18 protein-coding genes and 1 pseudogene are annotated in these 20,810 nt (G+C 63.4%); 2 read left to right on the plus strand and 17 right to left on the minus strand.

Annotated features, from left to right (window positions below):
• Positions 1 to 52 precede the first annotated feature (52 nt).
• Positions 53 to 394: a DUF427 domain-containing protein gene (locus tag V7N12_RS04000; protein WP_333712854.1), complete on the plus strand. Its 342-nt coding sequence runs from the start codon at positions 53 to 55 to the stop codon at positions 392 to 394.
• Here the strand turns inward: V7N12_RS04000 and V7N12_RS04005 are convergent.
• The 14 genes from V7N12_RS04005 to ftsW form a co-directional block, all read right to left on the minus strand.
• Positions 391 to 2,079: a chloride channel protein gene (locus tag V7N12_RS04005; protein WP_333712855.1), complete on the minus strand. Its 1,689-nt coding sequence runs from the start codon at positions 2,077 to 2,079 to the stop codon at positions 391 to 393. The genes V7N12_RS04000 and V7N12_RS04005 overlap by 4 nt on opposite strands.
• Positions 2,080 to 2,719: 640 nt before the next feature.
• On the minus strand, positions 2,720 to 4,366 hold the full coding sequence (gene recN, locus V7N12_RS04010) for a DNA repair protein RecN (protein WP_333712856.1): 1,647 nt from the start codon (positions 4,364 to 4,366) through the stop codon (positions 2,720 to 2,722).
• A gap of 36 nt (positions 4,367 to 4,402) precedes the next feature.
• Positions 4,403 to 5,251: an outer membrane protein assembly factor BamD gene (locus V7N12_RS04015; protein WP_333712858.1), complete on the minus strand. Its 849-nt coding sequence runs from the start codon at positions 5,249 to 5,251 to the stop codon at positions 4,403 to 4,405.
• 130 nt (positions 5,252 to 5,381) lie between these two features.
• Positions 5,382 to 6,299 (minus strand): UDP-3-O-acyl-N-acetylglucosamine deacetylase, encoded by a 918-nt coding sequence (lpxC, locus tag V7N12_RS04020; protein WP_333712859.1) that lies wholly within the window; start codon positions 6,297 to 6,299, stop codon positions 5,382 to 5,384.
• Between the two features lie 214 nt (positions 6,300 to 6,513).
• Positions 6,514 to 8,076 (minus strand): cell division protein FtsZ, encoded by a 1,563-nt coding sequence (gene ftsZ, locus V7N12_RS04025; protein WP_333712860.1) that lies wholly within the window; start codon positions 8,074 to 8,076, stop codon positions 6,514 to 6,516.
• A 177-nt stretch (positions 8,077 to 8,253) separates the two neighbouring features.
• On the minus strand, positions 8,254 to 9,588 hold the full coding sequence (ftsA, locus tag V7N12_RS04030; protein WP_333712862.1) for a cell division protein FtsA: 1,335 nt from the start codon (positions 9,586 to 9,588) through the stop codon (positions 8,254 to 8,256).
• Positions 9,588 to 10,490 (minus strand): cell division protein FtsQ/DivIB, encoded by a 903-nt coding sequence (locus V7N12_RS04035; protein WP_333712863.1) that lies wholly within the window; start codon positions 10,488 to 10,490, stop codon positions 9,588 to 9,590. Before V7N12_RS04035 ends, ftsA begins: the two co-directional genes overlap by 1 nt.
• Positions 10,478 to 11,392 (minus strand): D-alanine--D-alanine ligase, encoded by a 915-nt coding sequence (locus tag V7N12_RS04040; RefSeq protein WP_333712865.1) that lies wholly within the window; start codon positions 11,390 to 11,392, stop codon positions 10,478 to 10,480. Before V7N12_RS04040 ends, V7N12_RS04035 begins: the two co-directional genes overlap by 13 nt.
• 78 nt (positions 11,393 to 11,470) lie before the next feature.
• Positions 11,471 to 12,409 (minus strand): UDP-N-acetylmuramate dehydrogenase, encoded by a 939-nt coding sequence (gene murB / locus V7N12_RS04045; RefSeq protein WP_333712889.1) that lies wholly within the window; start codon positions 12,407 to 12,409, stop codon positions 11,471 to 11,473.
• A 60-nt stretch (positions 12,410 to 12,469) separates the two neighbouring features.
• The gene (locus V7N12_RS04050; protein WP_333712867.1) at positions 12,470 to 12,760 is read right to left on the minus strand and encodes a UDP-N-acetylmuramate--alanine ligase; all 291 of its coding nucleotides are present in this window, start codon (positions 12,758 to 12,760) and stop codon (positions 12,470 to 12,472) included.
• Positions 12,760 to 13,011, minus strand: coding sequence for a DUF2484 family protein (locus V7N12_RS04055; RefSeq protein ID WP_333712869.1), 252 nt, complete (start codon positions 13,009 to 13,011; stop codon positions 12,760 to 12,762). The genes V7N12_RS04050 and V7N12_RS04055 overlap by 1 nt, the downstream gene beginning before the upstream one ends.
• Positions 13,008 to 14,405: a UDP-N-acetylmuramate--L-alanine ligase gene (gene murC, locus V7N12_RS04060; RefSeq protein ID WP_333712870.1), complete on the minus strand. Its 1,398-nt coding sequence runs from the start codon at positions 14,403 to 14,405 to the stop codon at positions 13,008 to 13,010. The genes V7N12_RS04055 and murC overlap by 4 nt, the downstream gene beginning before the upstream one ends.
• 17 nt (positions 14,406 to 14,422) lie before the next feature.
• Positions 14,423 to 15,520: a UDP-N-acetylglucosamine--N-acetylmuramyl-(pentapeptide) pyrophosphoryl-undecaprenol N-acetylglucosamine transferase gene (locus V7N12_RS04065; RefSeq protein WP_333712871.1), complete on the minus strand. Its 1,098-nt coding sequence runs from the start codon at positions 15,518 to 15,520 to the stop codon at positions 14,423 to 14,425.
• Positions 15,517 to 16,686 carry a putative lipid II flippase FtsW gene (ftsW, locus tag V7N12_RS04070; RefSeq protein ID WP_333712872.1) on the minus strand — a complete coding sequence of 390 codons (1,170 nt, stop codon included), beginning with the start codon at positions 16,684 to 16,686 and terminating at the stop codon, positions 15,517 to 15,519. Before ftsW ends, V7N12_RS04065 begins: the two co-directional genes overlap by 4 nt.
• 177 nt (positions 16,687 to 16,863) lie before the next feature.
• Between ftsW and V7N12_RS04075 the strand changes: the two genes are divergently transcribed.
• On the plus strand, positions 16,864 to 18,042 hold the full coding sequence (locus tag V7N12_RS04075; RefSeq protein ID WP_333712873.1) for an NAD(P)/FAD-dependent oxidoreductase: 1,179 nt from the start codon (positions 16,864 to 16,866) through the stop codon (positions 18,040 to 18,042).
• On the opposite strand, the gene murD is transcribed toward V7N12_RS04075, so the two are convergent.
• From murD to V7N12_RS04090, 3 genes and pseudogenes are all read right to left on the minus strand, one after another.
• Positions 18,039 to 19,439 carry a UDP-N-acetylmuramoyl-L-alanine--D-glutamate ligase gene (gene murD / locus V7N12_RS04080; protein WP_333712875.1) on the minus strand — a complete coding sequence of 467 codons (1,401 nt, stop codon included), beginning with the start codon at positions 19,437 to 19,439 and terminating at the stop codon, positions 18,039 to 18,041. The genes V7N12_RS04075 and murD overlap by 4 nt on opposite strands.
• Before the next feature lie 12 nt (positions 19,440 to 19,451).
• Positions 19,452 to 20,534 (minus strand): phospho-N-acetylmuramoyl-pentapeptide-transferase, encoded by a 1,083-nt coding sequence (gene mraY, locus V7N12_RS04085; protein WP_333712876.1) that lies wholly within the window; start codon positions 20,532 to 20,534, stop codon positions 19,452 to 19,454.
• A gap of 9 nt (positions 20,535 to 20,543) precedes the next feature.
• A pseudogene (locus V7N12_RS04090) lies at positions 20,544 to 20,810 on the minus strand (UDP-N-acetylmuramoyl-tripeptide--D-alanyl-D-alanine ligase); the annotation flags it as partial.

Here is a 20,810-nt window from a genome sequence, read left to right on the forward strand (position 1 = left end):
TGTTGCAGAGCGCCACTAGGCACGATGCAGGACCGAGGAGGTGAGAACTGACATGGCCGAACATATCAAGATCCGTCCGGCGACGGGAACATGGGTCGTGCGCGCCGGTGGTGCGGTATTGGGTGAAAGCATCCAAGCGCTGGAACTGGTCGAGGGCGATTACCCCCCCGTGGTCTATTTTCCGCGCGGGGACCTTGCCATGGCCTTCCTCGACGCCTCCGAGACGACATCGACCTGTCCGTACAAGGGCAAGGCCAGCTACTTTTCCATCGTCGCCAAAAGCGGGCCGATCGCGGATGCGGCGTGGTCCTACGAGACCCCCAAGGATGCCGTCAGTCAGATCGCCGGCTACATCGCCTTTTACACCAACAAAGTCGCCGTCGAGCAGGTCTAGGAATGTTCCTCGGCCGCCGTCGCAGCCAAGGCACGGTTCATTGCCTTGAGCGCGTCGACCTGAAAGAGTGCGCCGGATAGCTCGGGTGGCGCATCCTCGCCTGCCAGTGTCACAACGGGAATGAACCCCGGATTGCCGCGTTCGAAAATCGGCATCGCCTGTTCCAGTGTCGCGCTGCTGTCCAGATACAGCCCCTCACGGATCAGCTTCCAGCATTCCGCCTCGTTCGCGGCGCGCGGATCGTCCATGTCGCGCATGACACCCGAGACCTTGAAAGTGCTCAGCAGATAGGCCTGTGGGCCCGCAGCAAGGTGCACATTGCGCCGCTCGAGTTGGGTAAGGAAGAACGACCGGTCCACAAGCCGCGACGAAAGGGCCGTCGAAATCGAGACGGCCACCATCACCGCAAGCCCGGTCTGCCAATCGCCGGTCAGCTCGAAGACGATCAATGTGGTCGAAATCGGCGCACCGAGGACCGCCGCCGCAACCGCCCCCATCCCCGCCAAGGCATAAAGCGTCTCGCTGCCCGATACCGTCGGAAAGACCGAGGTCGCAATCGCCCCGAACGCCAGCCCCGTCAGCGCACCGATCATCAGCGAAGGAGAAAACACCCCGCCCCCCATGCGCCCGCCCATCGTGATTGCCACTGCGACGACCTTGATCACGACAAAGACGATCGCCTCATGCAACAGCAGGCTGCCCGTCAGCGCAGCCGAGGTGGTTTCATACCCGACCCCGATGATATGCGGAAACCAGATCGCGATTGCGCCCAAAAGCGCGCCCGCAATGGCCGGACGCAGATAGCGCGGCAATCTGATCTCGGCCTGGACATGACTGCCGAAATCATCGGCGAGAAAGATCGCCCTCATCAGGACCACTGCGACCAGCCCGCAGACAAACCCGAGGATCAGGAAGGCGGGAAGCTCGACGTAGAAGCCAAGCGCGTTCTGGGTGTTCAGGGTGAATTCGGTCACATCCCCGAAAACCAGCCGGTTGATCACTGTCCCTGCCGCCGAGGCAATCACGATCGGGGCGAAGGCATGGACCGCGAAATGGCGCAAGACGACCTCGAGCGCGAAAAGCGCGCCGGCGATGGGCGCGTTGAAGCTGGCCGAGACCGCAGCCGCGACCGCACAGCCCAGCAGGTCGCGGCCGGTGATCCCGTTGGCGTTGATCCAGCGACAGACCGCCGTTGAAATCACCGCCGCCAAATGCACGACCGGACCTTCACGCCCCGACGACCCCCCCGTCGAGAGCGTGATCATCGAGGCTGCCGCCGAGGCAAGACCGCGCCGGATCTCGACCCGTCCTTCGGCGAGGGCCGCGCCCTCGATCACATCCGCGACCGAGCGGACACGCCCGTCATCGGTGAACCGGTGCAGGATAAGTCCGACGATCAGCCCGCCGCAGATCGGGATGAGCAGAATCTGATACCAGGGCAAGCTCGCCGCAAAGGAATGCAACGTCAGAACATCGTCCGACCCATAGGCAGCCGTCTGGATCGCGTAGATCCCAAGGCGGAAAAGAACCGCCGCCGCGCCCGCCGCGATGCCGATGGCAAGGGCGATGAACCAGAACTGCATCTGGTTGGGACCATGGACCTTGATGGCATGCAGCGCGTCGCGACATGCGGTCTTGGTGTCCGCGACACTTTGAAGGATAAGTGCTTTGACCGGTTTTCCCATGCCAGGGTCACAACCATGTTTGCTGCAAGACGGGGCCCAGAAACTGAAAAAGTCCAACCCCTTGGCATAGCCCGTTCTTAGTCCAGACAAGCAAGTGAGCCAAGGCAGAACTACGATGGCCTTTCGCCCAAGCCGCGCGCAAATCGACCCGTTGCCGAATCGTCATCATGGCGCAGCGCATCGGCGTTCCGGCGGATACAACCTTGACAGGTTCTGACGCTACGTCATTCCTTGCCCGCGGCCAGCATGACCCCAAAGCAGAATCCCGACGAAGACCGTGCCTAAATGAATGAGTTTATGGTGATTTTCGCTTAAAGGTCTGGGATTCAGACGTTTTTCCACATCAGCTTGCTTGCATCCAAACTCAACCGAAAGATGTAGGTCAGAATCCATGACATACTTTGGTGCAGGTTGCAGGCGGATACGCGGTGGTTGTAATTTGGCTCATGGGAAGGAAACTTTCCGCGTTAACTAGTAAGTGGCTTATCCACGGGTAACCAGTACTAGGCTGTCCACAAAGATGGCCGAAAATGAACTACGTATTTTGCGGAGGTGAGTGGCCGCATCATGCGTCTTAAGAGTGGGCTGGGTAACCGGTGTTAGTTCAGGGCGTCGCGCTTGTCGCGGCGCCCATTTCTGTTCAGGCCATCAGTGCCTGGGCCGCGCGTCGTGCTTCGTCCGTCACGCGATCGCCCGAGATCATGCGGGCGATTTCATCAACCCGCGCAGGGTGATCCAGCGCCACAACCGTCGAGAGCGTCTCTGACGCGGTCTGCTGCTTCTCGACGCGCCAATGGTGACCGCCCAAGGCGGCTACCTGTGGTGAGTGCGTGACAACCAGAACCTGCCCGCCTTCTGCCAGCCGTGCCAGCCGCCGCCCGACCGCATCAGCCGTCGCCCCCCCGACCCCGCGATCGATCTCGTCGAAGATCAGCGTCAGACCTGCATCCGCCTCGGTCAGGCAGACCTTCAATGCCAGCAGAAAGCGACTGAGCTCGCCGCCCGAGGCGATCTTGTTCAGCGGACCGGATGGCGCGCCGGGGTTGGTGGCGACAGTGAAGGCCACGGTATCGGCGCCATCGGGACCCGGATCGGTCGGGGTGATCTCGGTCGCAAAGACCGCGCGTTCCATCTTGAGCGGGGCGAGTTCCTTCGCCATCGCGGCATCAAGCCGATCCGCCGCCTTGCGTCGGGCCTGCGACAGGGCGTTTGCGGCACGGGCATAGTCCTGCTCTGCCTCTGTCACGGCTTTGGCCAGCCGTGTCATGTCGCCGGAGCTTTCATCCAGCGTCGTCAGCCGCCGCCGCAGATCTTCCGCGAATGCCGCAAGGTCATCGGGCAAGACGGCATGTTTGCGGGCAAGGCCACGGATCGCAAAGAGACGCTCTTCGACCTCTTCCAGATCGAAGGTATTGAAGGACAGCGACTCCAGACAATCCGCAACGCCGCGCTGTGCCTCGTCCAATGCCAGCATCGCCCGTTCGAGCGCCTCGAGAGGCGCTTCAAGTTGGCCCTCGGCGTCGCCTGCCACACCCTGCAACCATCGCGAGGCATCACTGACCATGCCCTCGGCACCGTTCAGGCCCAATGCCTCGCCCGCCTTGGCGATATCCTGACGAATGCGCTCTGCCGCCTGCATCAGACGCCGCTGTGTGTCCAGCGCCGCTTCTTCACCTTCCAAAGGGGCAAGGGCATCCAGTTCCTTGACGGCATGACGAAGAAACTCTTCTTCGGACCTGACTTCGGCGATCCGTGCCTCGGCCTCTGACAGCGCCTTGCGTGCCGTGGCCAGCGCCCGCCAACTGCTGCGCGTTTCGGCGGTCAGCGCCGCCAGACCACCGAAATCATCCAGCATCTGGCGATGACCGCGCGGGTTCAGAAGACCACGGTCATCGTGCTGGCCATGAAGCTCGACCAAGGTATCGGAAAGCTGGCGCAGAACCTCGCCGCTGACACGGCGGTCATTGATCCATGCGGTCTTGCGGCCATCGCTTGTGTTCACGCGCCGCAGGATCAATTCATCCTCGGTCGCTATCCCTGCCTCTTCCAGAACCGCATGGGCGGCATGTCCGGCAGGCAACTGAAAGGTCGCCGTCACCTCGCCCTGTGCCGCGCCCTGCCGCACCAGTTCCGCCCGCCCGCGCCAGCCAAGCACGAAGCCCAGCGCATCCAGCAGGATCGACTTGCCCGCGCCGGTCTCGCCGGTCAGCACGTTCAGACCCGGCTGAAACTCAAGCTCCAGCCGGTCGATGATCAGCATGTCCCTGATGTCTAATCCGCGCAGCATCCGCCCGCCCTGCGTTTCGCCCGCACTGACCCTATGTCAGATCCACTCGCCACGGACGACCTGCCGGTAAATCGACGACAGCCAGTTGTTGCCCACCGGATCGGCCCGCAACCCCTGCCCCGTCAAAAGCGCGAAGCTTGCCTCATACCATTCGCTGGACTGGTAGTTGAAACCCAGGATCGCACCTGCGGTCTGCGCCTCGTCCAGAAGGCCCAGCGAGAGGTAGGATTCGACCAAGCGGTGCAGCGCCTCGGGCGTATGGGTCGAGGTCTGGAAATCCTCGACCACCGTGCGGAACCGGTTCACCGCCGCAGTGAAGTTCCCGCGCTTGAGGTAGAACCGGCCGATCTCCATTTCCTTGGCGGCAAGGTGATCGAAAGCAAGGTCGAACTTCTGGGCCGAGAGGCGCGCATATTCGGTCCCGGGATATTGTTCGATCACACGACGCAACGATTGCAGCGCCTGAATGGTCAATCCCTGATCGCGGCCGATCTCGTCGATCTGGTCGTAATAGGACAAGGCCAAAAGGTATGCCGCATAGGCCGCGTCACTTTCAGCCGGATAAAAGTCGAGATAGCGCTGCGCGGCCGCGCGGCTGCCCTCGTAGTTTTCGTCGCGATGGTACGAGAACGCCTGCATGATCAACGCGCGCTCGGCCAGTTCCGAATAGGGATAAAGCCGCTCGATCTCGCCGAAGGTGATGGCCGCATCATCCGCCTGCCCGTTCTGCAACTGGGTCTCGGCGCGGGCAAAGATTTCCTGTGCCGTCAGATCCTCCAGTGGTGGGCCACTCTCAAGCGCACCGCAGGCAGCGACGATAACAATCGAACCGACCGCAGCAAAACGGATGAACCAACGCGAAATTGGGGCTTGGGTCACTGACATCGGGAAGGCCTCACTCACACCTCTGGAAAGGCAGTGCCGCGCCTGCCGTCATTGACGATTGGTCTAACATAGAAAAATCGGGGGCAAAATGCCTTTCGCGCGCGGGCCGTTCAACAGTCCGACAGGGCTGTCAGGCCACGGCTTCGAGATCGGCAGGGCTGACACCCACACCGGGCAAGCGGGCAGACGTGCGGCGGTCACATTCCACCCAACGCCATGCATCCGGCCGTGCAAACAGCGACCGCAGCAGCCTGTTGGTCATCGCATGACCTGACTTGTACCCCGTATAGCGGCCAAGGATCGGCGCACCCGCAGTATAGAGATCACCCAAGGCATCCAGCATCTTGTGGCGCACTGCTTCATCGGGATGACGCAGACCACCCGGGGTTAGCACATCTGCGCCCTGCACCACGACCGCATTCTCGACCGTCCCGCCAAGGGCAAGCCCATTGGCGCGCATCGCATCCACATCCGCCGCGCGGCAGAAGGTCCGGCTGTCGCAGAGTTCGCGGACAAAGGCGCCATTCGCCATGTTGAGCGTCATCTGCTGCCGCCCGATGGCCGCATCGTCAAACGCGATCCCGAAATCGATCTGTAGGCTGGTCGCAGGGCTGAGCGATGCAAAGGCATCGCCTTCCGCGACCGTCACTTCTTTCAATATCTCGATCGCGCGCAGGGGCGCGGACAGATGGTCAAGCCCCGCCGCGATGAAAGCGCGAACGAAGGGTGCGGCACTTCCGTCAAGGATCGGCACCTCTGGTCCGTCGATGTCGATCAGGGCGTTGTGAATTCCACAGCCGCTGAGGGCCGCCATCAAATGCTCGATAGTCGAGACGATCACGCCCTTGGCATTGGTCAGGCGGGTATTCAGCGGCGAAACCGACACAGCCGACCAAAGCGCGGGCAGCAGCGGTTGGCCGGCAAGATCGACGCGGCGGAAGACAATGCCATGCGATACAGGCGCCGGGTGCACCACGACACGGACCGGCGCCCCCGAATGAAGCCCGGTTCCGTCGAATGCAACCGATGTGCGCAATGTCGCCTGCACGTCTGATGACCTTCTGTTCTACTGGCCTTCGACCTAATCTGCGCAGGCAAAATCCTCAACTCACGCTTTACAACCGTCTGAAACAACGGGGCGCGAAAAATCCTTTGCCTGCGCAAAGTTAACGGAGTGTCATGTTTTTCAACGAAAAAGACCGCCGAAACGGCGGTCTTTGATGTGAACGGAACGTCACGTCCAATGGCGGTTTGAGCAGGCCTCAGTTCGCCTGACGGCGCAGGAAGGCCGGAATTTCGATCTTTTCCTGATCTTCTTCGCTGTCATGCTCTTGCCGAATTGCCGTCACCTGCGGCTGCGCGCGCTGCGGCTGCGCGCCTGCCTCGGCCTGAGCGCCGGTCATGCGGTTGATCAGGGAATTGATGCCGAAGCGTGGCTTCTCGCCTGATGCAGCCGGGGCGGCTTGCTGCGGTTGTTGCGGCCTTGGTTCCGCTTTCGGCACGCGATTGACGGCGGCCTGCAAGCGGGCCAGTGCCTCTGGCGTCGGTGTTCCGGGTGCAGCGGCGGCGCGCGGTGCGACAAAACTGTCGGCCTCGGCCATCTTGGGCTCGGGCTGTGGCTGGTAGGCCGGCGGAGGCAGACCCTCGGACGCGGTCCGTGCCGGGGCGGCCTCGGGCTCGGGGCGCGGGGCGAAGGCTGCCGGCTGTGCCTGGGGCTCGATATCCTCGAACAGCGAGGGTTCTGGCTCTGGCGCAGGGCTGGTCGCGGCGGCGGCCACAGGCGCCTCTTCCACCGCTGCGGCAGGCGCCAGAGGGGCAGCCATCGACCGGCGGGGAACAGGTGTCTCGGCGGTGCCCGCAACGGCGTCGATCCCGGTTGCGACGACCGACACACGCATCCGGCCTTCCATCGATGGATCGAGCGTCGAGCCCACGATGATATTCGCATCGCCATCGACCTTTTCGCGGATCTTGTTGGCGGCCTCGTCCAGTTCGAACAGGGTCAGGTCGTAGCCACCGGTGATGTTGATCAGGACACCCTTGGCGCCTTCCAGCGAGATTTCGTCCAGCAGCGGGTTGGCGATGGCTTTCTCGGCGGCCTGAATGGCGCGGTTGTCGCCCTCGGCCTCGCCGGTGCCCATCATCGCCTTGCCCATCTCGTCCATCACGGCGCGCACGTCGGCGAAGTCGAGGTTGATCAGCCCCGGACGGACCATCAGGTCGGTCACGCCCTTGACACCCTGATAAAGCACGTCGTCGGCCAGCGCGAAGGCTTCGGTGAAGGTGGTGTTTTCGTTGGCGAGACGGAAAAGGTTCTGGTTGGGGATGATGATCAGCGTATCGACCACCTTTTGCAGCGCCTCGACACCGGCCTCGGCCTGACGCATCCGCTTGGCCCCTTCGAACTGGAAAGGCTTGGTCACGACGCCGACGGTCAGCACGCCCAATTCACGCGCGGCCTGCGCGATGATCGGCGCGGCACCGGTGCCGGTGCCACCACCCATGCCGGCGGTGATAAAGCACATATGCGCACCCGCCAGATGATCGACGATCTGTTCGATGCTTTCTTCGGCGGCGGCAGCGCCGACGCTGGCCCGGGCACCGGCCCCCAAGCCTTCGGTGACCTTCAGGCCCATCTGGATTTTCGACGGGGCCTTTGACTGCGCCAGTGCCTGCGCATCCGTGTTGGCCACCACGAAATCGGTGCCGTCGAGCTGCTGCTCGATCATGTTGTTGACCGCGTTGCCGCCTGCGCCGCCCACACCGAAGACGGTGATGCGTGGCTTCAATTCATCGTGCCCGGGAAGGGAAAGGTTCAATGTCATAATTTGATCCGCCTGTTTTTATCCAAAGCCCGTGCCCCCGGACTTTGCTGCCTATTGAGTCCCACTCTAACCAAGTGGTGCCGAAAGGTCACGATAAAAACAAGAATTCGCCACCAAATCTGGACAGATTATGCACCAGATCCGCCGGATTTCGACCAGACAGCAAGATGTTGCGCATTACCAGTTGTCTTTGAACCACTTTACGGCCCGTTTCAGCGAACGCGCAGGGTAGCGGTCGGCGGGAATTTCGAAGTCCCACCACTCGTCCTGGGGATTCGCGGCAAAGAGGGTCAGACCCACCGCGCTCGAGAACGCAGGCCCGATCGCCGCCTGCGGCAAGCCCTGCACCCGCAAGGGACGCCCCAGCCGGACCTGCTGGCCGAGGATCTTGCTGGCCAAACCGTCAAGCCCGGGGATCTGGCTGCCGCCACCGGTCAGGACGATCTGCTGGCTCGGAAGATGTTCGAACCCGGCGGCATCCAGACGGACCCGAACTTCTTCGAGGATCTCTTCCACACGCGGGCGCATGATGCCGATCAATTCGGCGCGGCTGACGGTGCGACGGTCATGCTCCCAATCGCCGGTATCGCCGCCAATCTCGATCATCTCGCGGTCGTCCATTCCGGTGGCCACGATACCACCGTAGAATGTCTTGATCCGCTCGGCCGTCGCTGCGGGTATCTGAAGGCCCATCGAGATGTCCGAGGTCACATGCTCGCCGCCCATGCGCACGCTGTCGGCATAGATCATGTGCTTTTTCATGAAGACCGAGATACCTGTCGAGCCACCGCCGAAATCGATACAGGCAGCCCCCAGTTCCTGTTCGTCCTCGACCAGCGAGGACATCCCCGAGACATAGGCCGACGACGCAATCCCCGCGAGTTCCAGATCGCACCGCTTGATGCAATAGAACAGGTTCTGGATGGCCGTCATGTCCACCGTCAACATATGCATGTCACAGGTCAGCGTGTTGCCGATCTGCCCGCGCGGGTCGCCAAGGCCGGACCGGCTATCAAGCGCGAAATTGACAGGCTGTGCATGTAGCACTTCGCGCTCGGCGCCGTAGTCGGGCACGTCGCAGTTCGCCATGACCTGGCTGATGTCCTGCTCGGTCACCATCCCGCCGTGAATGTTCAGCGTGCCGTCCAGCCCATAGGACCGCGGCCGCGCGCCGGACAGGCAGGCGATCACATGGTCGACACGGACATTCGCCATCTTCTGCGCGGCCTGCACCGCCGTGCGGATCGCACGCTCGGTTTCCTGCATGGCGTCGATCTCGCCAAAGCGCACCCCGCGCGACCGCGTTGTCGCCGCCCCGATCACGCGGAACTGCGACTGCCCCGCCAAAGAGCCGACACCATCCGTGCCGCGAAACTGCTCGGGCCCGTCGAACCGCAGCACCAGACAGGCGATCTTGGTTGTCCCCACATCGAGGATCGCCACGACACCACGCTGCATCGCAGCCTTGCGCATCTGCCGCATCGCCCTTTGGCTGTCGTATACGTCGCCCATCAATTGCCCACCTCGTTGTTGTTATCATTGCCGGTGCCGACACGGCGAAATGCCACGGCGGCCGCATCGTTCAATCGGATCGTCGTGCGGTGCGGGTTGCGCATGTCCACGACTGCGACATCGCGGCCCAGAAGGTCTTGTGCCGCATCCAGCGCGATCACGCGGTCAAGGGCTGCGACAGCCCCGTCGCTTGGCAGAAGGATGCGCTGGTCGCGATCCAGCACCAGATCCCAGCGCCGTTCCCCCATGCGGACAAGACCACGCACCCGTTCGATCAGGGGACCGGTGGTCGCAAAGAGCGCCAGCGCCTCGCCGATATTCGCCTCGGCCCCGTCGCCCGCGATCAGCGGCAGGTCGAGCCGTTCCGCGCGGGCGCCGATACGGCCAGAAACGACCCCTTCGGCGTCAATCAGGCGCAGCGTGCTGCCATCGCGCCAGATCGCGGCGGGGACACGCGGGGTCAGGCTGATCTCCAACAGACCGGTCTGACCGACACGCAGGCTTGCCGACTTGACGGGGTCCAGCGCCTCGATCTCGCCGCGCATCCGGTCAAGGTCCAGATCGAAAGACGAGAGCGGGAATTGCGCAGGCAGAAAGGCCTCGACCGCCGCAGTGACATCGGCGTTGGCCCCCTCGATCCGCGCGCCGCGCACCATGAATTGCGGGCGCTGCTCGAAATCGCGGCGGGCGTCGGCGATGGCTTGGGAAAACTGCGCACGATTTTCGGGCTGCGAGAACCATGACCCAAGGATCGCGGCGATCAGCAGCAGCGGCACCCCGATCCGCACCGTCCCGCGAAACCCGGGTGTCAGCATCAGCCTTTGCAGCCGGTATCCAAACCGCGAGGGGGCCGGATCGCGCGGCTGGTTGTCGGGTTGCGTGCGGCGGATCAACGGTCGCATGAGGCCTCCTCGACCAACCTGCGGCACAGGTCCGGAAAGCTGATCCCGACATGCGCCGCCTGTTCGGGCGTCAGCGATGTTGGCGTCATGCCGGGCTGGGTGTTGGTCTCCAACAGAAACAACCCGTCCAGCCCCCGTGCCTCATCCCAGCGGTAATCCGTCCGGCTCAGGGTCCGGCACCCCAGAACCTTGTGCGCACGGACCGCGTAGTCCATGCAGGCATCGAAAATCTCCTGCGGGATATTCGCCGGCAGTTCATGACGCGAGCCGCCGGGCGCGTATTTCGCGTGATAGTCATACCAGCCATCGGTGATGATATCGGTCACGGTCAGCGCACGGTCGCCCAGCACGGTGACGGTCAGTTCACGGCCCGGCACATAAGCCTCGACCATCACAGTCTCGGGCATGTCGTCGGATAATTGCGGCGGGCCGTTGGCGGCCTCTGGCACGATATAGATCCCGACGCTAGACCCTTCGTTGTTCGGCTTGACCACATAAGGTGGCGGCATCACATGGGCACGGCGGACCGCATCGGCCGAGGCCAGCACACTGTCGACCACCGGCAGCCCGGCCTTGCGATAGGCATCCTTGCTGCGCTGCTTGTCGAGTGCCAGCGCCGAGGACAAAATCCCCGAATGGGTGTAAGGAATGCGCAGCCATTCCAGCAGGCCCTGCACCGCGCCGTCCTCGCCCCAGCGGCCATGCAGCGCGTTGAAAACGGCATCGGGTTTGATCTCAAGCAGACGCGCGGCCAGATCGGGCCCTGCATCGACCTCGATCACGTCGCATTCCGCTGCCCGCAAAGCCGCCGCACATTCGCGGCCCGAGCTGAGCGAGACTTCACGCTCGGCCGAAGGGCCGCCCATCAGGACAACAACTTTCGGGTTTGCCCTGCTCGACATACCCACCGCCTCATTCACGGGTCTTTGCGACCCTTTTCTTTTCGTGACCTGCTCTTCAGATCGGGGCCTTTGCGGCCCTTATTTTGCGGTATCGCCAGCCTTGCGAACGCCGACCCGCATAATTTCCCACTCTAGCGCAATGCCTTGGGAATCGTAAACCTTTTTCCGCACCATCTCGCCCAGATCTTCGAGATCGGCAGCAGTCGCGCCGCCCGCGTTGGTCAGGAAGTTCGCGTGTTTTTCGTTCATCACCGCCCCGCCCAGCCGCGCGCCGCGCATGCCAGCCTCGTCGATGACCTTCCACGCCTTCAGGTCATGCACGTCATCCGCCCGCCCGGTCGAGGAAAAACCCGCCGGATTCCGGAAGGTTGAGCCAGCGGTGCGGTCCTTGGTCGGCTGGGTTTCGTCGCGCTTGGCAAGCTGGTCGGCCATGCGTTGATGCAGGGCGTCAGGGGCGGACTGCGGCGCCTTGAAACGGGCCGAGACCACGACGGCGCCTTGCGGCAGATCGCTCTGCCGATAGGCGAGCTTCAGCGCATCGGCGGGCAGCGTCGCCACGGTGCCATCCCGCAAGACGACAGTCACCGCCTGCAACACGTCAGCGACATAGGTTCCATAGCAGCCCGCATTCATGCAGACCGCACCACCGATCGTGCCGGGGATGGTGCGCAGGAAGGTCAGGTCAAGACCCGCATCGGTCGCCTTGCGGGCGACATGGGCATCCAGCGCAGCCGCGCCGGCGGTTAGGCCGGTGTCGTCGATCTCGATCCCGTTGAAACCGCGCCCCAGCCGGATAACGACACCCCTGATCCCGCCGTCCCGCACGATCAGGTTACTGCCGACACCCATGGGAAACACAGGGACTTCCGCAGGCAAGGCGGCCAGAAAAGCCGCCAGATCGTCGACATCCGCAGGCTGGAACAGCACATCAGCCGGACCGCCGACACGCATCCACGTCAGATCGGCCAGCGGGCGATCAAGGCTCAGCGTTCCGCGAACGGAAGGAAGGTCCACAATGATACTCCTGCGCGAGTGCGGTCAGAGGGGTCGTGTAATCAATCGCGCGGGAAACACAAGTCAGCCCAGCCGCGCGTCGTCGCGCTTGCGCAGCATCCATCCAAGCACGCCACCGGCCATGCATCCCAGAAAGGCCGGAAAGGCGCCCAGCATGGCAAGGGTCATGGCGAAGACAGGATCGATCCCCATCGGGCGACCACTGGCAAAAAGCAGGATTGTCAGAACAGCACCGACCAGACTTGCAAGGGTCAGCGCCCAACCCGCCTGCCCGCGCCGCAGCAGAAACGTGGTCAAGGCAAAGGGCACCAGCGCGCAGACAAGCATCACCCCGATGACCACGAAGCCGACCATCACGCGCGCCCCAGCCGCGCCTTGATCCAGCGCCAGAGGTAGTAGACCGGCCAGCGCAGCACCAGCCCGCCGACGATCAGCGCGACCAACCCCATCCAGAAACCCTCGTGCCAGAAAATCCAGACCAGCGCCGGACATCCCAGCGCGATCAGCACATAAGCGCGGCGCCAGTGGTGATCGGTCGAGGGAACGGCCGCCATGACAAACGCCAGAACGACCCAGAGCCCGATCAGGACCCAGCCGCTGATCATCCGCCCAGTTTTGCGGGCAAGGCATTCGCCCAGGCGCTGATCGTGCCCGCGCCGAGGCAGACAACGATATCGCCCGGCTTGGTCTGTTCGACGACGAGACGGGCCAGATCGTCTTCGCTGTCCACGATCCGCGCATGGCGGTGCCCGTGCCGGATCAGACCCGCCACAAGGTCACGATGCGTGGCACCCGGGATCGGGTCTTCCCCGGCGGAATAGACCTCGGAGATGCCCACGACATCGGCATCGTTGAAGCAGGCGCAGAATTCCTCGAAGTGATGCGACAGGCGGGTGTAGCGATGCGGTTGGTGCACGGCGATCACGCGCCCCTCGGTGGCGCGCCGCGCAGCCTTGAGAACGGCGGCGATCTCGACCGGATGATGGCCGTAGTCGTCGATGATGGGCACGCCGTTGACTTCGCCGACCTTTGTAAAGCGGCGGTTGACACCCTTGAAGCCCGCCAGGGCCGCGCGGATCTCGTCCTTTTTCATTCCCAGATGACGGGCGACAGCGACAGCCGCCAAGGCGTTCGAGACATTGTGATCCCCCGGCATCGGCAGGGTGCAGCCTTTGATCACGGAACCCTCAGCCTGCAAGGCGATGTCGAACTGCGGGAACCCGCCTTCATAGCGCAGGTTGATCGCGCGAATATCCGCCTGGGCATTGAAGCCGAAGGTCACGACACGCCGGTCGGTGATCTTGCCCACCAGCACCTGCACATCGGGATCATCCGTGCAACAGACAGCCAGCCCGTAGAACGGAATGTTCGAGACGAAATCGTAAAAGCCCTTGTGCAGCGCCTCGACCGTGCCCCAGTGCTCCATGTGTTCGGGGTCGATATTGGTGACGATGGCGATGGTCGCAGGCAGGCGGTTGAAGGTGCCGTCGCTTTCATCGGCCTCGACCACCATCCATTCGCCCTGCCCCATACGGGCGTTGGACCCATAGGCGTGGATGATCCCGCCATTGATCACGGTGGGGTCGATCCCGCCCTCGTCCAGCAGGGCTGCCACCATGGTTGTGGTCGTGGTCTTGCCATGCGTGCCGGCGACGGCGACGTTGGATTTCAGACGCATCAATTCGGCCAGCATCTCGGCGCGGCGCACCACGGGCAGACCCTTGGCGCGGGCGGCGTCCAGTTCCGGATTGCCCGGCTTGATGGCAGAGGAAATCACCACGACCTCGGCGCCTTCAAGGTTCTCGGCCCGCTGCCCCTCGTAGACGACCGCGCCCAGCGCTTTCAGACGGTCGGTGATTTTGGACGCCTTCAGGTCCGACCCCTGCACGGTGTAGCCGTGGTTCAGCAAGACCTCGGCGATGCCGGACATGCCGATCCCACCGATGCCGACGAAATGGATCGGCCCGACATCCAGGGGCAGTTTTGTTGCAGCACTCATCCGCGGGTTCCCATCCATCAGTTTGTCCGTCCCTCTGCCAGAGATGTCACCTCGTTGACAAGGCGTTCGGTCGCATCCGGCACGCCGCAGTCCAGCGCGGCTTGCGCCATGGTCATCATGCCGGCTTCGTTTCCCAGAAGCGCGGTCAGCTTGTCCGTCAAGGGTGCCACCTCGAATTCCGCCTCGGTCATCAGGATCGCGGCCCCCGCCTTGACCGTCTGCCTTGCATTGGCGGTCTGCTCGTCGCGGATCGCGCCCGCATATGGCACCCAGATGGCCGGACGACCGACAACGCTGACGTCAGCCACGGTCGAGGCGCCCGAGCGCGAAATGACAAGCTGCGCATCCGCCATGCGGCGGGGCACATCGTCAAAGAAGGTCTGCACATCGGCCGTCAGAAGCTCGGCCGCGTAATAGTCGGTGACGCGCTGCAGATCCTCGGACCGCGCCTGATGCGCCACGCGCACGCGGCGACGGAGGTCTTCGGGCAAGGCCGCAATGGCGGGCGGCACGATATCCGACATGACCCGCGCCCCCTGCGATCCGCCGAGGACAAGGATCGACATCGGGTAATCCCCCGGCGGGATATAGGGCGAGCCCGCATGTTCCAGCACCGCCGCTCGCACGGGGTTGCCGGTATGCACCCCCTTGACACCAGACGGCAATTCGGTGGGCCATGTGCCACAGGCGATCCGGTTCACGCGCTTGGCGAAAAGCTGGTTCACACGGCCCAGCACGCCGTTTTGTTCATGGATCATGCGCGGCACCCGCAAGGCCCAGGCTGCGGTCATGGCGGGGATGGCAGGATAGCCGCCGAACCCCACGACCACAGCCGGCCGGTCGCGCAGCATGCGCCATTTCGCAGCGGCAATGCCCCCCAGGATGCGGAACGGCACCAGCAGTTTCTGAAGGATCCCGCCACGCGCAAAGGTGGCGCTGCCGACCACATTCACCGCGACAGCCGCAGGAAACCCGCCCGCGTAACGCGCGCCTCGCGCATCGGTGGACAGCTTGACCCGCCAGCCTTTCGCCAGCATCGCCTCGGCCAGGGCCTGGGCGGGAAACATATGGCCACCCGTGCCTCCGGCGGCGATCACCAAGAGCGGCTCTTTCATCGGTTCGCCCGGCGCATCAGGATGTCACCCATCTCGCCCTGCGGGCGGCTGCGGGTAAAGGCAAGCAACATGCCGACGGCGATCCCGCCCGCAATCAGCGAGGACCCGCCGTAGGAAACGAAGGGAAGCGTCATGCCCTTGGCGGGCAAGAGACGCACAGCGACACCCATGTTGATCATGGCCTGCACCCCGAACATGCAGACAAGGCCTGTGCCCGCCAGCCGGATGAAAAGGTCACGCTCTTTCATCAGACGAAACAGCGACCGCACGACGATCACCGCGTAAAGCGCGATGATCACCAGCACGCAGATCAGCCCGTATTCCTCGGCCGCGACGGCGATGATGAAATCGGTATGCGCATCGGGCAGCGACCATTTCACCTGCCCCTCGCCCACGCCGACACCAAAGAACCCGCCCTCGCGGATGGCATTGGTGGCATAGCCAAGCTGCGTCGTCGGATCGAGCTCCGGCGACAGGAAACCGTCGATCCGGCGGGCGAAGTGTTCCGAGTTCTGATAGGCGAAGGCGCCGACGGCCATCACCATCCCAGCGATCACGATCAGGATGGTCATCGGCGCGCCTGCCACGAAATACATGACACCCCAGCCAAAGAGGATCAGCGCCGCCTGCCCGAAATCCGGCTGCAAGGCCAGCATCAGCACGATCACCGCCATCAGAACAAAGGAATAGGTGCGTCCGGGCGGGCCGCTGATCTGCGTCGCTGCCGCCAGAAGCCAGGCGATCATGACCGCGAACCCGGGCTTGAGAAACTCCGCCGGCTGGACCGAGGCGAACCCCAGCGAATACCAGCGCGTCGCCCCCTTGCCGAAATCGGTGCCGAAGACCGGCAGGAACGCCAAGGCGACGAAGGCGCAAAGAAACCCGAGGATCGCCAGCCGCCGCACCAGCACCGGCGACATCATCGAGACGATCAGCATCACCACCATCGCCACCCCGCCGAAGATCGCCTGCCGTGTCACATAGTGAAAAGGCTCGAGCCCGTTCTTGGCGGCCAGTGGCGGCGACGAGGCGAGCCCCAGCAAAAGCCCGATGCCGAACAGCATCAGCACACAGGACATCGTCCATTTGTCGATTGTCCGCCACCATCTGGGAAGAACCGGATCGCCGGATTGCACGGGAACCGTGCCATAGACCATTTCCGTCATGGATGAACCGCCATACTGCCTCGAACGCCCGTTTTCCGGGTCTGATTGCCAGCATAGCGACCAAAACGGCGCGGTTCCAGAAAAACCGCCTTCTTTCTCCCAAGAAACTCCCGCCGGAGGCAGCCATCCCCGGACGCGGCGTTTGAACTTGTATCGCACTTGGGTCATATCGCGCATATGAAGGTCCAGACCGTGATCATCGGCGCCGGTGCCGCAGGGATGATGTGCGCCGCCCATGCCGGGTCCGGTGTGCTGGTGATCGACCACGCCAAGGCGGCCGGCGAGAAAATCCGCATCTCGGGCGGCGGGCGGTGCAATTTCACCAATCTCCACACAAGCCCCGAGAATTTCATCAGCCGGAACCCGCATTTCGCCAAATCCGCCCTCAAGCGCTATACCCAATGGGATTTCATCGCATTGGTCGATCAATACGGCATCAAATGGCACGAAAAGACGCTTGGGCAGTTGTTCTGCGACGGTTCGGCGAAAGAGATCATCGCGCTGCTGCGGGCCGAGATGGACAAAGCGACAGCAGGGCTCTGGCTCGACACCAGCGTGACCGAGATCGCGCACGACGGGCAGACCTTTCGGCTTGAGGTCGAAAAGGACGGGACCCGCCGCACCGTCACGGCTGACAACCTGGTCGTCGCATCGGGCGGCAAGTCGATCCCCAAGATGGGTGCGACCGGTTTCGCCTACCAGATCGCCGAACAATTCGGCGTGCCCGTCATCACCCCGCGCCCCGGTCTGGTGCCTCTGACCTTTTCGGACGAGAGGTTCAAACCGCTCGCGGGGGTTGCTGCGCCCGCGCGTGTCACGTCAAATGACACCAGCTTTGACGAGGCGATCCTCTTCACCCATCGCGGGCTTTCAGGACCCGCGGTGCTGCAAGCCTCGTCCTATTGGTCCGAGGGCGCGCCGATCACCGTCAACCTCGATCCTGCGGGCACGCTGTTTGCAGCGCTTCAGGCTGACAGGCAGGCGCAAGGGAAAAAGGCGCTGACAACGGTTCTCGGGCAATACCTGCCCGCGCGGCTTGTGGCGCATCTCGACACAGAACGGGGACTGTCTGGCAATATCGCCGACCAGAGCGACAAGCGGCTGTCCGACCTCTGCGATGCCCTCGCAGGGTGGGAATTGCGCCCCGCGGGATCAGAGGGCTACCGCACCGCCGAAGTGACCTTGGGCGGTATCGACACGGATGCGCTGTCATCAAGCACAATGGCGGTCAAGGCGATGCCGAACCTTTACTTCATCGGGGAATGTGTCGATGTGACCGGCTGGCTTGGCGGCTACAATTTCCAATGGGCGTGGTCCTCGGGCTGGGCCGCCGGTCAAGCGATCCGCGCGCGCTAGCCCAGCGCGGCCTTCACGCAGGCGATGAAATCCTCGCCGCGCTTCTCAAAGCTGTCGTATTGGTCGAAAGAGGCCGCAGCCGGGGCCAGCAGCACCGTTTCGCCCTTTTGCGCCTCGGCGGCGGCTTGGGCGACCGCGACCGCCATGGTCCCGCAGACCTCGGCCTCGACGGCGCCCAGCTGGCGGGCAAAACCTTGGGCTTCGCGGCCGATGACATAGGCTTTCGCGACAGTCCCCAGATGCGGCAGCAACCCGTCAAGCCCGCCGTCCTTTTGCAGCCCGCCGCAAATCCAGCGGATCCGCGGAAAGGCCTGCAAGGCCTTGGCCGCACTGTCCACATTCGTGGCCTTGCTGTCGTTGACAAAGGCGACACCGTCCCGTTCGGCGATCAACTGGCTGCGATGGGGCAGCCCGCCATAGCTTTGCATCGCGGCCTCGATGCCCTTCGGCCCCAGGCCCAGCGTCCGGGAGGCGGCATAGGCGGCGCAGGCGTTCTGGTGATTGTGCGCACCCGGCAGCCCCTTGATCCCGCGCAAATCGATCGAGGCCACCTGCCGCCCCTTGCGGTATTCCGACAGGAAGCCTTTGCGCGCAAAGACCGTCCAGCCGTCACCCACCAGCTTCTGCCCCGAAGAGACGCGGATCACGCGATCATCGCCGCGCCCTTCGCCGATCTGGTTTGCAAGGTAGCGCCCTTCGGTCTCGTCAACGCCGATCACCGCGCGATCCGGCCCGCCTTCGGCAAACAGGCGGCGTTTGGCGGCGAAATAGCCGCCGAACCCGCCGTGCCGGTCAAGGTGATCCGGCGTCAGGTTCGTCCAGACCGCCACATCGGGTGTCAGGCTGCGGGCAAGGTCGGTCTGGTAGGACGAAAGCTCGAGCACCACCACCTCGCCGTCATGGGCCGGGTCGATGTCCAGCACCCCGCGCCCGATATTGCCGGCAAGCTGCGCGGGGCGCCCGTTCTCGACCAGAATGTGATGGATCAGCGCCGAGGTCGTGGACTTGCCGTTCGATCCGGTCACCGCGATCACGCGAGGGGTCGTCTCGAATGCCTCCCAATCGGCTGTGGCGAAGGACCGGAAGAACAGCCCGATGTCATTGTCGACCGGCACATCGGCCTGCCATGCGGCGGCGATCACCGGATGGGGAGCAGGATAGAGGTGCGCGATACCCGGGCTGACGATCAGGGCCGCCACATCGTCGAAAGCCCCCTGTCTGGTCAGATCACGCAGGTTGAAGCCCGCATCATGCGCGGCCTCTCGTGCGGTTGCGCCGTCGTCCCAGACCACAGGCACCGCCCCGCCCGCCTGCAAAGCGGCAGCCGCCGTGCGCCCTGACCGCCCAAGGCCCAAGACCGCGACAACCTGCCCCGCGTAGCCCTGTACCGGAATCATGCTCGGGACCTCCTAGCGCACCTTCAGCGTTGCCAGTCCGATCATCGCAAGGATCAGCGAGATGATCCAGAAGCGGATCACGATCTGCGGCTCGGCCCAGCCCTTTTTCTCATAGTGGTGATGGATCGGGGCCATCAGGAAAACGCGCTTGCCGGTGCGCTTGAAATAGAGCACCTGAATGATCACCGACAGCGCCTCGAGCACGAAGAGCCCGCCGACGATGGCCAGAACGATCTCGTGCTTGGTCGCCACCGCAATCGCGCCCAGCGCCCCGCCAAGGGCAAGTGATCCGGTATCGCCCATGAAGACCGCCGCAGGTGGCGCGTTATACCACAAGAACCCAAGCCCCCCACCGATCAACCCCATGGTGAAGATCAGCAACTCGCCGGTTTGCGGGACGTAGTGCACGTCGAGATACTCGGTGAAATCGGTCCGGCCCACCGCATAGGCGATGACGCCGAAAGCACCCGCCGCGATCATCGCAGGCATGATCGCCAGCCCGTCCAGACCATCGGTCAGGTTCACGGCATTGGCCGCACCGACGATCACGACAATCGCGAAAGGAACAAACAGGATGCCCAGATTGATCAGCGTGTCCTTGAAAACCGGCAGCGCAAGCTGGTTGGTCAGATCCTCGGGGTGATAGGCCGCCGCCCAATAGCCCGCGATCCCCGCGATCAGGATGCCAAGCAGGATCCGCACCTTGCCCGATACACCGCCCGTCGATTGCTTGGAGACCTTCGCATAGTCATCCGCAAAACCGATGGCCGCAAAGGACAGAGTGACAAAAAGCACCATCCAGACGAACGGATTGTCAAGCCGCGCCCAGAGCAGCGTCGAAAACGTCAGCGCGCCCACGATCAGCAAACCGCCCATGGTGGGCGTGCCCGCCTTGGCGAAATGCCCCTGGGGGCCATCATCGCGGATCGGCTGGCCCTTGCCTTGCTTGCGGCGCAGCACGTTGATCAGTGGCGGCCCGAAGATGAAACCGAACAGCAGTGCCGTCATAAAAGCCCCGCCCGCGCGGAACGTAATGTAGCGGAAGAGGTTGAAGACGTCGCCGCCATCCGAAAGCGCGGTAAGCCAGTAGAGCATACGGAATCCTTAAGTCTGAGTGGAGCGGCGATGCCCCAGTTTTCGGATGGCGTCAACGACGAGGCTGATCTTCGACCCCTTTGAGCCCTTGACCAGCACCACATCGCCCGCATCGACAAGGCGGGTGACGATGGGCACAAGTTCGGCTGCGGTCTCGCGCCATTCACCGCGCTTGCCCTCGGGCAGGGCCTCCCAGAGGTGGCGCATCAGCGGACCGGCGCAATGGATCAGGTCCAGCGCTTGCAGATGGGGGTTGTCCGACATCGCGCGGTGCAT

Origin of the sequence: Yoonia sp. (assembly GCF_036770585.1) — a bacterium.
Classification (GTDB): Bacteria; Pseudomonadota; Alphaproteobacteria; order Rhodobacterales; family Rhodobacteraceae; genus Yoonia.